Here is a 15,069-nt window from a genome sequence, read left to right as displayed (position 1 = left end):
TAAGTCCGTGGGGGCCCTATTTGGAGTCGAACCACATCGGGCGGGTGATGTAGTCGGCGTCGTTGCCGCCAATGCGGGCAATTTCGGCGGGGTTGTAGAGCACCTCGGTGGCGCCCGGCAGCAGGCGGCGCGGGTAGCGCAGGGTGGGGTCGGTTTTGCTGGCCAGCACGGAGTTGGCGTTCACGGGGTACACGAAGTTGACGTAGATGCTCGGGTCAAAATCGAGCCGGCGCAGGTCCGACCACGAGTCCGGGTTCAGGAACATGGCGATGTACTTCTGCTCCATGATGGGGCGCAGCGTGGTGAGGTCGGCCTCCGTTTGGGGCACGGCGGCGCTGGCCAGGTAGGCCGCAATTTGGGCCTCGGTAATGGCCAGCAGCGTGACGGCGGGCGGCGAGAACGTGCCCCCGGCGCCGATTTTGCGCATGTGGGCCGCAATGCCTTCTTTAAGCGCTTTTAGGGCCCTGGCTTTGTTGCCGGCCCGGAAGGCGGCTTCTGCCTCGATGAACTTCAGCTCGTGGTAGGTAATCACCTCGAAGTAGCCGGCGAGGTCGCGGGCGTACCAGCCGCCATAAAAGTCGGTGACGACGGGCGTGACGCCCGGCGTGAGGTTGGCGGTGGTACTGGTGCCCACGCCGGGGTTGGCGCCCACGCTGGTGGTGGGGGCCATCACGCCGAAGCGCGGATCCGTGACGCCCGGGAACGTGGTGCCGTTGAGGTACTTGATGAAGTTGGTGGAGAACGTGGCGGTGCCGAAGTTGGCCCGCGTGACGCCGAAAATGTTGGTCGTGCCCACAATCGGCGACACGGGCGTTTGGTACTGGAGCTGCGCGTCGTCGGCCGACGACTGGAAGGCTTTGTCGCACAGGGCCAGCACGGCGGCCGGGTCGTAGCTCGATTTCTTGGTGAGGTGCTGGGCCTGGCGCGCCTTGAGGGCGTAGGCCAAGCGCACCCACTTGGTGGTGTTGCCCTTATACAGGATGTCGCCGCTCTCGCTGGGCGAGGTGGCGTACAGCGGCCGGAAGTTCTGGCCGGCGTCCTTGCTCATCTGCACAATGCCGTCGTCGAGCAGCGTGTTGATGTTGGTGTACAGGTCCTGCTGGGGGTCGTAGCGGGGCGTGTAGTTGGCCCCGCCCTGGTAGGCCTCGCTGAAGGGCACGTCGCCGAGCATGTCGGTGGCGTGGGCCAGAATCAGGGCCTGCATGATTTCGCCGGCCCCCACGTAGTAGGGCGAGCCCTCGGCCACGGCCGCCGCCTGCATCCCGGGGATGTTGCCGCCCGACTGGAAATAGGAGTAGTTGAACGTGTTGGTGCTCTGGGCGTTGGTCAGGAAATAGCCGTCGATGGCCAGCCCGGCCGCCCGGCCCACCACGTACTGCGTGATGTAGGGCGTGCGCAGGGCCGTGAACATCTGCGTTTGGATGCCGTTGGAAATGATGCCCGGCAGGATGAAGTTCGGCGTTGAGGTGGTGGGGTTGTTGGGGTTGGTGTTCACGTCGAGGTACTTCTCGCACCCGCCCAGGGCCCCCGCGCCCAGCAGCAAGCCCAGCCCAAATAGGTAGTTTTTCATCGTCGATAGCTAAAGGAAAGGTTCGCTTAGAAAGTCACGCGCACGGCCATGTCCACGCCGCGGGTGGCGGGCACGTTGCCGTAGTCGATGCCGCCCGAGCCGCCGCCGCGCACGCCGGCGCCCGAGGACGCCGTTTCGGGGTCGGCGCCGCTGTACTTGGTGAACAGCAGCAGGTTGCGGCCGGTCACGCTCAGGTCCACCCCTTTCAGGAACGACGAGGCGCCGCCCAGCCAGCGCACCGGCAGGCCGTAGCTCAGGGCCACGTAGCGCAGGCGGGCCCACGAGCCGTCCTCCACGAAGGCGGTGCCGGCGCGGGCCAGCACGTTCTGGTAGTAGCTCTGGGTCAGCTCGGTGGGCCGGGCGTTGGGGGCGTAGGTCACGGTGCCGTCGGGGTTGGTGGTCGACGTTACGCCGCTGAACACGACTTGCTTGTAGCGGTCGGCGGTGCGCACCGAGGTGCCCACGCCGGTCTGGTACCAGTCGTTGCCGTTCACCACCACGCCGCCCACGCGGAAGTCGAGCAGGCTGGTCAGGCTCAAGCCCTTGTAGGTGAAGGTGTTGGTGAGCTGCGTGGTGAAGCGCGGGGCCCGGTTGCCGGCGTAAATGAAGGCCGTGCTCACCGACGGCAGGCCGGTGGCGCCGATGATCATCTGGCCGTAGTATTGGCTGTTGGGGTCGGTCACGCGCACAAAGTCGGTGGCGGCCAGGCCCGAAATGGCCTTGCCCGGGAAGGCGCCGCCCTCGTGCACGTCGGTGATGAACGTGTCGGACTGGTACACCACGGTGAGCGGCGTGGGCAGCGATTCCACGTTGTTGGTGTTGTGGTAGAAGTTGGCAATCACGTCCCAGTTGAAGCCGTTCGCGTTGCGGATGGGCGAGCCGGTGAGGCTGATTTCCACCCCTTTGTTCGTCACAATGCCGCCGTTGATGTACTGCAAAATGAAGCCCGACGCCTGGCTCACGCGCGGGGCAATGAGTTGGTCGCGGGTGCGCGAGTAGTAATAGTTCAGGTCCAGGCCCAGGCGGTTTTTCAGGAACTGCACGTTGGCGCCCACCTCGTAGGTGCGGGTGCGCTCGGGCTTCAGGTTGGGGTTCGAGCCGAAGAAGTCGTTGCGGAAGCCGCCGCCGATGTAGGTGTTCTGCGTCAGGGCCGAGAGCACGCGGTAGGGCCCCGTGTCTTTGCCCACCTCGGCCACCGAGGCGCGGATCTTGCCGTAGTTCAGGATGTTGTTCTGCTCCAGGCCCAGCAGCTTGGTGAACTCGTAGCCCAGGCCGGCCGAGCCGTAGAGGAAGCCCTTGCCGTAAATCTTGCTCTCATCGGGCCGCGGCAGCGTGGAGGACTTGTCGTAGCGGACCTGAAATTCGAGGAACAGCTGGTCGTAAATCGTGGTGCTCAGGCGGGCGAAGGTGCCGATGAGGTGGCGCGTGGCGTCGCGCTGCAGGGCCCCCCGGTTCACGGTGTTGTTGAGGCCAATGAAGCCGGGGTTCTGGAAAATCAGGCCAATGTAGTCCACCGCCTGGTCCTTGTTTTCCTCAATCGTGTTGCCCACCACCAGCGAGGTGCCCAGGTGCGACCCAAAATCGTGGCTGAGGGTGGCCAGCGTGGTGGCCGTAATTAGCCGGAACTGGTCCACAGTTTTGGCAATGCCACCGTTTTGGTTGCCCACCTGCGAGGTGCCCACCGCCCGCACCGAAGTGCTGGTGGTGGTGTAGAAGTCGGACCCGAGGTTGTGGCTCAGCGTGAGCCACTTGGTGGGCGAAAAGGTGAGCTGCGCGTTGCCGATGAAGCGGTTGGTGCCCTCGGTCTGCGGGTTTTTCTCGGTGGACCAGTACGGGTTGTCGGCGTCGGCGTCGGTGCCGTTGCCCACGGCCAGCAGGCGGCGGCGGCTGCCGTCGGGGTTGAGGTAGTTGCGGGCGTCGTCGTTGCGCGGCCAGTTCAGCACGCTCAGCAAAAAGCCGCCCGACGAGCCGAACAGCCCGGGGCCCTGCAAGGGCCGCGCGCTGGCCGTGCCCAGGTACTGGGCCGAGCCGGTCACGCTCAGCTTGGGCGAAATGGTGGCCGAGCCCGAGAGGCGCACCGTGGTTTTGTCGTAGGAGCTGTTGGGCACCACGCCGTTCTGGTGCAGGTTGGAAGCCGAGGCGAAGAACGACGACTTGTCCGAGCCGGCCGACAGGGTGAGGAAGTTCTGGAGGGTGGTGCTCTTCTGGAAGAAGTTGCCCACGTTGTCGTACACCGGCTGGCCGGCGGCAAAGGGGGCCCCCCACGACTGCCGGCTGGTGCCATCGAAAATGCCGTTCGAGCCCTGCCCGTACTGGCCCTGCACGCTGGGCAGGCGGCTTACCTGGTCCACCGATACCTGGCTGCGGTAGTTGAGCGTGGTGCGGCCGGCCGAGCCTTTTTTGGTCGTAATCACCACCGCGCCGTTGGCCGCGCGCAGGCCGTAGAGGGCGGCCGCGGCGGGGCCCTTCAGCACGGTCATGCTGGCAATGTCCTCGGGGTTGAGGTCGCCGGCGCGGTTCGATGCCCCCACCGAGCGGCCCAGCAGGCCGTTGAAAGCCGAGCCGCCGCCGGGCGCCGTGCTCTCCTGGAACGAGCTGTTGTCCATGATCATGCCGTCAATCACGAACAGCGGTTGGTTATCGCCGTCGAGCGAGGTGCCGCCGCGGATGACGATGGCCGCGCCCTCGCCCGGGGCCCCACCCGAGGAGGTGATGTTCACGCCCGCCACCTTGCCTTGCAGGGCGTTCACCACGTTGGTCTGGCGCGAGTCGATGAGGTCTTTGCCCTGCACTTCCTGCACGGCCGTGACGAGCGTGCGCCGGTCCTGCTTGATGTTGTAGGCCGTTACCACCACTTCGTCGAGGCCGCTGGCGTCGGCGGCCAGGGCTACGTCGAGGTTGTCGGTAGTGGCCGGACGCTCCACCGATTTGTAGCCCACGAAGCTGAATACTAGCGTGGCGCCCTCGGGCACGTTGGCCAGCGAGTAGCGGCCGTCGGCGTTGGTGGCGGTGCCCTGGTTGGTGCCCTTCACCAGCACGTTCACGCCGGGAATGGCCAGCCGATCGACGCTGCCCACCACGGTGCCCGTGACGGTGCGGCCGGCGGGGGCCGTGGTTTGGGCCCGGGCCCCGGGGGCCAGCGCGGCCTCCGCCGCCAGTAGGAATCCCGCTAAGTAAAGTCTCTTCATAGCAGTAGCTTGGGGGTTGGAAATGAAAGGATAGAGGCAAAAAATAGGACCCCGACGCGGGACTGCGCCGCGCCGCGGGGCCAATCGGGGCTGCTGCGCCGGGAAAGAGCTGCACGCAGGGCCCCGGCGCAAATGTTTTTGTTCACACTGAAAACGCTAAGATTGCAAAACATTTGGATAATGTACTTTTAGTGAATTGAAATTATCCAAAATTTCTGCCATCTCTATTAGAAGTAATTCAACTTTTGATGGTGGTTCTTTTGAAATCTGGGTGCTTCGCGCAGCCATAAAGAACCCTGCCAACGGTCGTGCAACGCGCAGCGAAGCATCTTTGCCGCGGCAGTAAACATGATTAGTACCGCGGGAAAAGTGCTTCGCTGCGCACTGCGTGACGGCCTGAATGACCTCTGAACGCGCCACCCCGCCCCCACCCCTTCCCCCGCCTACCCCCGCCCGCTTCCCCGTTTCTTATGCGCGCCACCACCCAAGCCGCCCTTGATACCACCGGGGCCCTGCCCCTGGCCGAAGCCTCGCAGCCCGGCCGCCTCATCAGCCTCGACGTGTTCCGCGGCCTCACCGTGATGGCCATGACGCTGGTGAACAACCCCGGCGACTGGGGCCACATCTACCCGCCGCTGGAGCACGCCGAGTGGAACGGCTGCACACCCACGGACCTCATTTTCCCGTTTTTCCTGTTCATCGTGGGCGTGAGCCTGGTGTATGCCCTCGACGGGGCCAAGCGCCGCGGCGACGCCCGGGGGCCCCTGGTGGCGCGGGTGGCGCGGCGGGCGGCGCTGCTCTTTGGGCTGGGCGTGCTCACGTCGCTCTACCCGCACTTCAATTTTTCAGAGGTGCGCATCCTGGGCGTGCTGCAGCGCACGGGGCTGGTATTTTTTGGGTGCAGCGTGCTATTTCTAACCACCAACTGGCGCACCCAGCTGGCCATATTGGGGGCCCTGCTGGTGGGCTACGCGGTGCTGCTGCAAGTGGTGCCGGTGCCCGGCGTGGGCCCCGCCAGCCTGGCGCCCGAAGCCAACCTGGGCGCCTGGCTCGACCGGCTCGTCATCACCATCCCCCACCTCTGGAAGTCGTCGCGCACCTGGGACCCCGAGGGCCTGCTGGGCACGCTGCCCGCCCTGGGCACGGGCCTGCTGGGGGCCCTGGCCGGCCAGTGGCTGCGCCGCCCAAGCCCCGAGCCGGCCGCTAAAGTGGCCTGGCTGTTTGTAGCGGCGGGCGCGGCCATCGTGCTGGGCCTCGTCTGGAACGGCTGGTTTCCCATCAACAAAGCGCTGTGGACCAGCTCCTACGTGCTCTACGCCGGCGGCCTGGCCCTGGCCACGCTGGCGGCCCTGTACTGGCTGTGCGACGTGCAGGGCTACCGCCGCTTCGCCGGCCCAGCCCTGGACTACGGCGTGAACGCCATCACGGTATTTTTCCTGTCGGCCATCCTCTCGCGCACGTTCGAGCTGTTTCAGCTACCGGGGCCCCAGGGCAACGCGCTGGGCTTCAGCGACTGGCTGTACCGCTGGGGCATCGCGCCGCTGTTCCAGGATCCGCGCAACGCCTCGCTCGCCGGGGCCCTCACGCTAGTGGTTATCTGGTGGGGCATCCTGCATTTGATGCGCAAAAAGGGCGTCATTGTGAAGGTATAGGGCCCTGGCGTGGCGGGGCAATGCCGGATGGAATCGTTATTTGCGTCCTCCCCTACTTTCCCTCGCACATGCGCAAATTTTTGTTGCTACTTGGCGCCCTGGGCTTTGCCAGCCCGGTGGCCCAGGCACAGGCCCAAACCACGGCCAAGGCCACGCCTGCGGCCGCCCAGGCACCGCTGCCGGCGGCGCAGCACGCGGCCGCCCTCGATTTGCTGATAGCCATGCAAATGAAGCAGCAGCTGGCCAGCCAGACAGAGATGATACTCAAGTCGCAGGAAGCGGCGCAGGCCCAGCTAGTGGCCCAATCGCAGGAGCCACAAACGCCGGAGCGCAAGGCCCAACGGGCGGAACTGCAAACCAAAATGCGCGAGTTTTACAAGAAATCCATGAGCTGGGACGCGGTAAAAGAAGACCTGATCCAAGCCTACGGCCACACGTTTACCACCAAAGAACTGCGCGAGCTCACCGCCTTTTACCGCTCTAGCCTAGGCCAGCTGCTGCTGCGCAAGCAACCCGAAGCGGCCCGCTTGGTGGCCGCCGCCACCCAACGCCGGGTGCAGGTATTGATGCCCGAGATGCAACGCATGATGCAGGCCCTGCGCAAATAGCGCAGCGCCCAAGGGGTCACGCCCAAAAAGCTGGGCCAATGGCTTTATCTTCACTAACTCACTTCAGCTTGAAAATCCTCATCATCGGTGGCGGCAACATGGGCCTGACCTACGCCCGCAGCTTCGTGCGCGCCCACATAACTTCGCGGCTCGATTTGCGGCTACTGGCCCGTTCGCCCGAGCGCGTGGGGGCCCTGGCGGCCCACGAAATCGGCACGGTGTGGGGCACGCCCGAGGAGTGCGTGCCCGGCGCCAGCATCATCATCTTGGCCGTGAAGCCGCAGGACTCGGGGGCCCTGTTTGCGCGGCTGGCGGGGCTGGTGCAGCCCGAGCAGGTGGTGCTCAGCATTATGGCGGGCGTCACGGTGGCCACGCTGCGGCAGGCGCTGGGCACGCCCAAAATCATCCGGGCCATGCCCAACTTGCCCGCCCAAATCGGGATGGGCATGACGGCCTTCACCAGCACCGACGAGGTGAGCCGCGCCGAGCTGGTGCAGGTGCAAAACCTGCTATCTACCACCGGCAAAACCATTTACGTGGAGAACGAGGCCGCCATCGACGCCAGCACGGCCATTTCGGGCAGCGGCCCGGCCTACGTGTACTACTGCATGGACGCCCTGATGGCGGCGGCCGCCCAAATGGGCTTCGCCCCCGCCGAAGCCGAGCTGCTGGTAAGCCAAACCTTCCGCGGGGCCGTGGAGCTGTACTCACAAGCCGGCCTGAGCTGCGCCGACTGGATTGCGAAAGTCTCTTCCAAGGGCGGCACCACCGAGGCCGCCATGCGCGCCTTCGGCACGGGCCAGGTGCGCGAGGGCCTGATGGCCGGCGCCGGCGCGGCGCGGGACAGGGCCGAGGAGCTGGGCCGGTAGCCTGTACCGCCAAGCTGTGCTTGGCCTTGCCCCAGGGCCCCAGGCACGGCCGCTTCGCCCTCTTTTTTGAGAAGAACCAACGTGCGTTTTGGGCCCCTGGGGCAAGGCCAAGCACAGCTTGGCGGTACAGCTCTACGGTTCGCGCCGGTAGCTGTAAGGCCACTGCTGCCACTCCTGGGCCAAGCCGGCTTTGACCGGGTTGTTGAGCGTGTAGGCAATGATAGCCGTTAGCTCATGCGCATCGCGGACGCGGTGGTCATAGCTCTCACGCTGCCAGACCGGGCCAGTGGTACCGCGCAGCTGGTTGAGCTGCCGAGCAGTATGGCTTTTTAGCCGTTGCAAGGTGCGGGCCAGGGGCGCAATAGTTTCCAGCGGTAGATGCACCACCAGATGCACATGGTTCGGCATCAAACAGTAGGCCAGTAGCTCGTAGCCCGGGCCATCCAGAAAATGCAAGGAAGCCTGCACGATGGCTGCTTCGGCGGGGCAGTTCAGGTAGCAGGGGCCCTGGGTGGCACAATCAAGTGCGGCATCAAAAGCCCCAAAAAAGCGCTTGCCAGCATCGGGCACGCTGGGCTCTTGCCTGCGCAAGGCACGCTCCTCCAACAGCCGCGCGACCGTTTCGCGGGGCAACGAGCCCGCAAGACGGAACGTGACGAAATACGACGCACCCGGACCGAGCTGGTGCGGCAAACGGCGTTGGTAATGCGTCAGATTCATGCGTTCAATGTGCTGTACCGCCAAGCTGCGCTTGGCCTTGCCCCAGGGCCCCCAGCGAATAGCTTTATTAAAAACTGATGCTTGCGCTGGGGGCCCTGGGGCAAGGCCAAGCGCAGCTTGGCGGTACAGCCTCTACGGCAGCTCGTAGCCCGCGAAGTCTTGGCGGAGCTGGGTTTTGAGGAGCTTGCCGGTGGCGGTGTGGGGCAGCTGGTCCACAAACTCCACGGCGTCGGGCACCGAGAACCGGGCCACCTTGCCTTCGAAAAAGTCCAGCAGTTCTTCGGTTGATACCTCGTGGCCAGGGCGGCGCACCACAATTAGCAGCGGCCGCTCGGCCCAGCGGGCGCTGGCCACGCCAATGACGGCGGCCTCGGCCACGGCGGGGTGGGCCACGGCCAGGTTTTCCAGCTCGATGCTCGATATCCACTCGCCGCCCGATTTGATGACGTCCTTCGAGCGGTCGGTGATGTGCATGAAGCCGGCGGCGTCGATGGTGGCCACGTCGCCGGTGCGGAACCAGCCGTCGGCGGTGAGGTGGCCGGGGTTGCGGTCGCCGTAGTAGTCGCCCACCACCCAGGGGCCCCGCACCAGCAGGTCGCCGAAGGCCACGCCGTCGTGGGGCAGGGCCTGGCCGGCGTCGTCCACAATTTTCATGTCCACCCCGAACAGCACGCGGCCCTGCTTTTGCAGCTCCGCCCGTTGGGCGTCCGGCGGCAGCGCCAGCTGGTTGGCCTTTAGCACGCTGGCGGTGCCAAGCGGGCTGGTTTCCGTCATGCCCCAGGCGTGGCGGATGGTCACGCCCAGCTCGTTTTCGAACGCCGCCATCAGGGCCGGGGGGCAAGCCGAGCCGCCCACCACGGTGCGCTTCAGGGTGCTGAAGCGGTGGCCGCTCTGGCGCATGAACTGCAGCAGCCCCAGCCAAATGGTGGGCACCCCGGCCGAGAACGTGACCCGCTCGCTCTCAAATAGTTCGAACAGGCTAGCGCCATCGAGCCCGGGGCCCGGCAGCACCAGCTTGGCCCCGTTGAGGGGCGCCATGTAGGGGAAGCCCCAGGCGTTGACGTGGAACATGGGCACCACGGGCAGCACCACATCAAGGGCCGAGCAGCCCAGGGCGTCGGGCAGCGAAATGGCCAGCGCGTGCAGCACCGTGGAGCGGTGCGAGTACAGCACGCCCTTGGGCTGGTCGGTGGTGCCGGAGGTGTAGCACAGCGAGCACGCCGTGTTCTCGTCGAACGTGGGCCACTCGTAGTCGTCGCGCTCGGGCTCGAGCAGGTCTTCGTAGCTGCACAGGCCGGGCAGCTCAGAGTTGGCCGGCAGGTGCTGGGGCCCCGCCAGCAGCACCCACTTTTCTACCTTCGGGCAAATAGGCGCCAGGCGCTCTACCAAGGGCAGAAAGGTGAGGTCGAAGAACAGCACCCGGTCTTCGGCGTGATTGAGGATGTACACCAGCTGCTCGGGAAACAAGCGCGGGTTGACGGTGTGGCACACCGCCCCGATGCCGGCCACGCCGAAGTAGAGCTCGAAGTGGCGGTGGGTGTTCCAGGCCAGCGTGCCCACCCGGTCGCCGGGGGCCACGCCCAGCCGCAGCAAGGCCTTGGCCAGCTGCTTGCTGCGGCGGTGCGCATCGGCGTAGGTATAGCGAAAGAGGCCGCCTTCGGGCAGGCGCGACACGATTTCGGTGTCGGCGTGCCACTTGGCGGCGTGTTCGAGCAGGGCGGCTACGCGCAGCGGCGCGTGCATCATGAGGCCTAACATAAGCGGGAGCGGGTGGGGTGGGAACGGGCCCGGAAGATAGCCACGCGCCGCGCGTTTGGCCCGGCGCCAACCTTGTGGCGGGCCTTTCGTTGAAGCGGGGGCCCCGGCCTACCGCCGGCCCCCGTCTTCGTAAATGCAGCTCCCCTACCCTTCAGCCGATTTCCTGGAAATCAGCTACCAACCCCACACCGACATTTTGGTGGGCCGCTGGCTGCGGCCCGTGACGGAAGCCGAAGCCCGGCAAGGCTACGATGACCTGCTGGCGGATGCCCAAGTGCACCACGCCCGCTACTGGCTCCTCGACATCCGGCGGCGGCACCGCAGCGCCCCGGCCACGCTGGCCTGGCTGCTGGGCACGTACTACAGCCAGCTGGTGCGCACGCTGGGGCCCCCGGTGTGCATGGTGTACTTCATGGCGCCCGGCCTGCGCGAAGAGTTTATGCAAGACGGCGCCGTGCCCGAGCCGCACACCTACGACGGCCAACCCTTCCGCATGAACCAAACCATCACCGAGACCGACGCCGTGGCCTGGCTCCAGGCCGAGCAGCAAATCGGGTAACGTTTAGGGCCCCGGGGCGCTACTTGCTACGCCAGCGGCAGCGCCTGGCGCAGCAAGTAGCGCCGAACGAAAAAGCGCGCCCCAAACACTATGGCCAGGCAAAAAAGCGTGGTGGCCGGCAGCGCCCGGTTGGCCGGCAACACCCAGTGCAGCAGCACGCCCAGCACCGCCAGGGCCCCTACCACGCAAGCGCAGTACGTGCGCACCAGCCGCTGCCAGGTTGCTTCCGACACGCTGGCGGCCACATCGGCTGGCAGGCCCTGCGTCCAGCGGCGGAACAAAGCGCTGCTGGTCCGGGCCGGCGGATTGGCCAGCATCACAGCGGCGACAACCGTTCCGGTTGCCACGAGGGCTAGGGCAAAAGCGGACGTTTCGGCGGCGGCAAGCATGGGCAGAACGGTAGCGGTTGGGCGAGGCCCAAATGTAGGCGCCGTTTGCTAAAAAGCACCCTTAATAACTGGCCAGGGCCCTACGGATTCAGCACGGTCAAATTAATCGACTAGCAAAACCCCTTTAGGGCCCCAGGCAGCTTACGCCAGCGGCAGCACCTGGCGCAGCAAGTAGCGCCGAATGAAAAACCTGGCCGCTACCTGCACCGCTAAACCGGAGAGAATGACAACGGGAAAGACGAATCGCTGGGGCCCTATCAGCACTACCGCTCCAATGATGGACAGCGCCGGTACCACCGTGACAAAGTAGGTACGCACCAGCTTCTGCCAGAGTTCGGGCGTGACCTGGGCCACCACGGCAGCGGGTAAGCCCTGCGTCCAGCGGCGAAAAAGGGCGCTGTCGTCGCGGGCCGGCGGGTTGGCGGCGAGCGTGGCGGCCAAGCCCGCTCCAAAAACCACAATGAACAAGGCCGTCAGGAAGTGGTCGGAGCTAAGCATGGGCGGCGGATGCGAAGAAGCGGAATTTTTAAAAGTACATCACTGGCCACTAGGCCGATAGGGCCCTACGGTTTCACAACGCTCTCGATGGACACTTGCATGAGGCCGGTGCGCACGCCCACTTCCGAAAGTTTGCCGTTGCGACGGGTGGGGTGCACACGGTTGGAGAGGAACACGACCACGAGGCCGTACTGGGGCTCGACGTAGAAGGAGGTGCCCGTGTAGCCGGTGTGGCCAAAGGCAGCCGGCGACGAGCTTTTGGCGAAGTTCACGCTGGGGTCGGCCGCGGGCCGGTCGAAGGCCAGGCCCCGGCGGTTGTCGGGGCAGAACTGGCAGCGCGTCCAGTCGGCCAGTATCTTCTTATCGAAGAGCTGCTGGCCGCCGTAGCGGCCGCCCCAGGCGTAGGTCTGCACGAGCTTGGCCACGTCGTTGGCGTTGCCAAACAGGCCGGCGTGGCCCGCGAAACCGCCCAGCAGGGCCGCGCCCTCGTCGTGCACGGTGCCGTGGAGCAGCTGCCGGCGGAAGGTGGAGTCGTACTCGGTGGGCACGATGCGGGCCAGCGGGAAGCGCCGCGCCGGCCGGAAGCCCAGCGTGGTGGCCCCCAGCGGCCGGTACACGTCGCGCTGCAAAAAGTCTTCAAACGGCAGCCCCGACCGCGCCCGCACCAGCTGCGGGTACAGCATGAACGAGAGGTCGGAGTACACGTAGCCGGGCTTGGCGTTGAGCGGCGAAGCCCCGATTTCCTGGTTGATGCGGGCCGGCAGCTTGCGGCTCGCCCACAGGCCCCGGGCTACCAGCAGCGGGAACCGGGCCGACGAATCGGCGCGGAAGTAGCGGCGGCGCAGGGCCCCGTTCTTCTTCCGCAGCTCTTGCCAGAACGGGATGAACGCCTTGAGGCGGGCCTGGTGGGCCAGCACCTCGCGCATGTTCAGGTTGGCCTTGTTGGTGCCGCGCAGAAACGGGAAGTAGTTGCCCATCGTGCTGTCGGGGCTGAACTTACCTTCCTGCTCCAGCCGCAGCAGCGCCGGCGTGGAGGCCAGCAGTTTCGTGAGCGAGGCCAGGTCGTAGAGGTCGCCGTCGGCCACGGGGCGGGGCACGCTCAGGGCCCCCGTGGGGGCGGGCGTTTCGAGGGAGCGGCGGCCCTTTTGCTTTTTCGCTTGCTGGGCCAGCGGGGCGTCGGAGTAGCCGGCGTAGGTCTGGTTGCCGTAGCTTTTGCGCAGCACCACGGTGCCGTTGCGGGCCACCACCACCTGGCAGCCGGGCACGGCCTGCACCGCCAGGGCCCGGCCCACGAGGCTGTCGATGCGGGCTTCGAGGCGGCCGTCGAGGCCCACGTCTTCGGGGTTGGCGTAGCGCAGGCGCAGGCCGCCCTCGGTTTTCAGGCCGAAGCCGCGCGGGAACTGGTTGCTCACCGTGACGGGCAGCGTGCCCTGGGCCCCCACGCCGCCAAAAATGAGCTGGGCGGCCAGGCTCTGGGCGTCCGGGCTTTCCTGGTAGGCCAGCACCACGGCGGCGGCGCGGTCGAGGTCGCGCACCTTGGCCACGGCGTAGGCCGAGCCGAACACGCTGAGCACCAGCGTTTGCTTTTGGCCCGCCAGCTCGCGCAGCAGCAGGTTGGTTTCGGGGGCAATGCCGAAATTGGTGGCCGGTAGGCGGCCCAGGCCCTGCAGGCTCACCAGCACCAGGTTGTAGGGTTTCAAGGCCGCGCGCAGGCGCGTCAGCTCGTCGAGGGTGGGGCTGGCGGCAGCGTGGAAGTGGGCGGTGGGCACGTAGTCGGCCACCGCTTTTTGGAAAGCCGTGGTGTCGCCGGGGGCCCCGCCGAGCACCAGCGTGGCTACCCGCAGCGTGTCGAGGCGGCGCAGGGGCAGCAGGCTGCGCTGGTTGCGCAGCAGCGTGAGGCTCAGCTCGGTGAGGCGGTGGCTGAGGTAGCGGGCGTGCGGCGGATTGAGGTCGGCATCGAGGTTTTTCAGGTCGATGGGCCGGTAGTGGTTCAGGCCAGCCCAGTGCTTGAGGGCCAGCACGCGGCGGCAGTGCTGGTCAATTTCGCGCTGCGACAGCCGGCCGCTGTCCACGGCGGCGCGCACCATGCGCAGGGCCAGCGGCACGTTGCGGCTGAACTCCAGGATGTCGTTACCGGCTTGCAGGGCCCGTACGTCGGCCTCGCCGGGCGGGTAGCGGCTCGTGACGCCCTTCATGTTCATGGCGTCGGTGAAAATCAGGCCATTAAAGCCCAGCTCGCCCCGCAGCATGCCCGTGATGACCGGGCGCGAGAGCGTGGTGGGCGTGCCCGTGGTGTCGAGGGCCGGCACGTTGAGGTGGGCCACCATCATGCCGCCCAAGCCGTTGGCAATCAGGTTGCGGAAGGGCGGCAGCTCCAGCGAATCGAGGCGGCGGCGGTCCACGCGCACCGTGGGCAGGGCCAGGTGCGAGTCCACGTCCACGTCGCCGTGCCCGGGGAAGTGCTTGGCCACGGCCAGCACGCCCGCGTCCTGCATGCCGCGCATGTACTGGCGGCTGGCGCGCGATACAGCGGCCGGGTTTTCGCCCCAGCTGCGGAAGCCGATGACGGGGTTAGCGGCGTTGTTGTTCACGTCCACTACCGGGGCGAAGTTGACGTGCATGCCCAGGCGCCGAAACTGCCGGGCCACCTCCGTGCCCATGCCGTAGAGCAGGGCCGTATCGGCCGCGGCCAGGGCCCCCAGGCTCATTTGGTACGGGAATTTCTCGATGCTATCGAGCCGCATGCCCACGCCCCACTCGCCGTCGAGGGCCACCAGCAGCGGCACCCGGGCCTGGGCCTGGTAGCGGTTCAGCAGCTTGGATTGCCGCACGGGGCCCCCTTGGAAGAAAATCAGCCCCCCCACGCCGTACTGCTGCACCAGCGCCGCCACTGAGTCTTCGTCAATCCGCTGGCGATTGGAGTAGGCGGCCACCATGAACAGCTGCGCCACCCGCTGGTCGGGCGTGAGCACGCGCATCACCGAATCGACCCAGGGCGAGTGCAGGTACTGCACGAAGGCGGGCGCGCCGGCGGCCGGCGCCTTGGGGCGGGGGCCCCGGGGAAAGTTTTTGGGGCGGGTAACGCGGTGCGTGGGCAGGGCCGTGCGGCGCTGGGCGGGGGCCAGCAGCGGCGCGGCCAGCAGCAGCAGCACCAGGAGGCGTTGGGCAAGCGAGGAAACCAAGGGCAGGGCGGGTAAAGCGTTGCGGATCAAGGCAGCCGCGGGGCCCCGGCGGGTGGGCCAACCAGGGCCCCGGGCC

The 15,069-nt window shown here is 66.6% G+C and carries 11 protein-coding genes; 4 read left to right on the top strand and 7 right to left on the bottom strand.

The window, feature by feature from the left end:
• Window positions 1-16 precede the first annotated feature (16 nt).
• Window positions 17-1,570 (bottom strand): SusD/RagB family nutrient-binding outer membrane lipoprotein, encoded by a 1,554-nt coding sequence (locus EAH73_RS07820; protein WP_140465908.1) that lies wholly within the window; start codon window positions 1,568-1,570, stop codon window positions 17-19.
• Between the two features lie 26 nt (window positions 1,571-1,596).
• Window positions 1,597-4,758 (bottom strand): SusC/RagA family TonB-linked outer membrane protein, encoded by a 3,162-nt coding sequence (locus EAH73_RS07815; RefSeq protein ID WP_140465907.1) that lies wholly within the window; start codon window positions 4,756-4,758, stop codon window positions 1,597-1,599.
• Between the two features lie 470 nt (window positions 4,759-5,228).
• Here EAH73_RS07815 and EAH73_RS07810 point away from each other — a divergent pair, with 470 nt between their 5' ends.
• The 3 genes from EAH73_RS07810 to proC all read left to right on the top strand — a co-directional run bounded on the left by EAH73_RS07810 (window position 5,229) and on the right by proC (window position 7,887).
• Window positions 5,229-6,410, top strand: a complete 1,182-nt coding sequence (locus EAH73_RS07810) for an acyltransferase family protein (RefSeq protein WP_140465906.1) — start codon at window positions 5,229-5,231, stop codon at window positions 6,408-6,410.
• Between the two features lie 68 nt (window positions 6,411-6,478).
• Window positions 6,479-7,018, top strand: a complete 540-nt coding sequence (locus tag EAH73_RS07805; RefSeq protein WP_161599473.1) for a DUF2059 domain-containing protein — start codon at window positions 6,479-6,481, stop codon at window positions 7,016-7,018.
• Between the two features lie 68 nt (window positions 7,019-7,086).
• A complete protein-coding gene (proC, locus tag EAH73_RS07800; protein WP_140465904.1) occupies window positions 7,087-7,887 on the top strand; it encodes a pyrroline-5-carboxylate reductase in 801 nt (266 codons plus the stop codon).
• A 132-nt stretch (window positions 7,888-8,019) separates the two neighbouring features.
• Here the strand turns inward: proC and EAH73_RS07795 are convergent, their stop codons facing one another.
• Both EAH73_RS07795 and EAH73_RS07790 read right to left on the bottom strand, forming a co-directional pair.
• Complete coding sequence (locus tag EAH73_RS07795) at window positions 8,020-8,607, bottom strand: REP-associated tyrosine transposase (RefSeq protein WP_140465903.1); 588 nt, start codon at window positions 8,605-8,607, stop codon at window positions 8,020-8,022.
• A 132-nt stretch (window positions 8,608-8,739) separates the two neighbouring features.
• The gene (locus tag EAH73_RS07790; protein ID WP_140465902.1) at window positions 8,740-10,365 is read right to left on the bottom strand and encodes a 3-(methylthio)propionyl-CoA ligase; all 1,626 of its coding nucleotides are present in this window, start codon (window positions 10,363-10,365) and stop codon (window positions 8,740-8,742) included.
• 133 nt (window positions 10,366-10,498) lie between these two features.
• Here EAH73_RS07790 and EAH73_RS07785 point away from each other — a divergent pair, with 133 nt between their 5' ends.
• Window positions 10,499-10,924: a hypothetical protein gene (locus EAH73_RS07785; protein WP_140465901.1), complete on the top strand. Its 426-nt coding sequence runs from the start codon at window positions 10,499-10,501 to the stop codon at window positions 10,922-10,924.
• 26 nt (window positions 10,925-10,950) lie between these two features.
• Here the strand turns inward: EAH73_RS07785 and EAH73_RS07780 are convergent, their stop codons facing one another.
• From EAH73_RS07780 to EAH73_RS07770, 3 genes are all read right to left on the bottom strand, one after another.
• Complete coding sequence (locus EAH73_RS07780; protein ID WP_140465900.1) at window positions 10,951-11,313, bottom strand: hypothetical protein; 363 nt, start codon at window positions 11,311-11,313, stop codon at window positions 10,951-10,953.
• Window positions 11,314-11,454: 141 nt separating this feature from the next.
• A complete protein-coding gene (locus tag EAH73_RS07775; RefSeq protein WP_140465899.1) occupies window positions 11,455-11,811 on the bottom strand; it encodes a hypothetical protein in 357 nt (118 codons plus the stop codon).
• A 65-nt stretch (window positions 11,812-11,876) separates the two neighbouring features.
• The gene (locus EAH73_RS07770) at window positions 11,877-14,993 is read right to left on the bottom strand and encodes a glycoside hydrolase family 3 N-terminal domain-containing protein (protein WP_140465898.1); all 3,117 of its coding nucleotides are present in this window, start codon (window positions 14,991-14,993) and stop codon (window positions 11,877-11,879) included.
• Window positions 14,994-15,069: the final 76 nt, after the last annotated feature.

Origin of the sequence: Hymenobacter nivis, from assembly GCF_006439025.1 — a bacterium.
In the GTDB taxonomy this organism is placed as follows: Bacteria; Bacteroidota; Bacteroidia; order Cytophagales; family Hymenobacteraceae; genus Hymenobacter; species Hymenobacter nivis_A.
The sequence above is the reverse complement of the archived record's forward strand: the minus strand, read 5'-3'. Positions and strand labels throughout refer to the sequence as shown.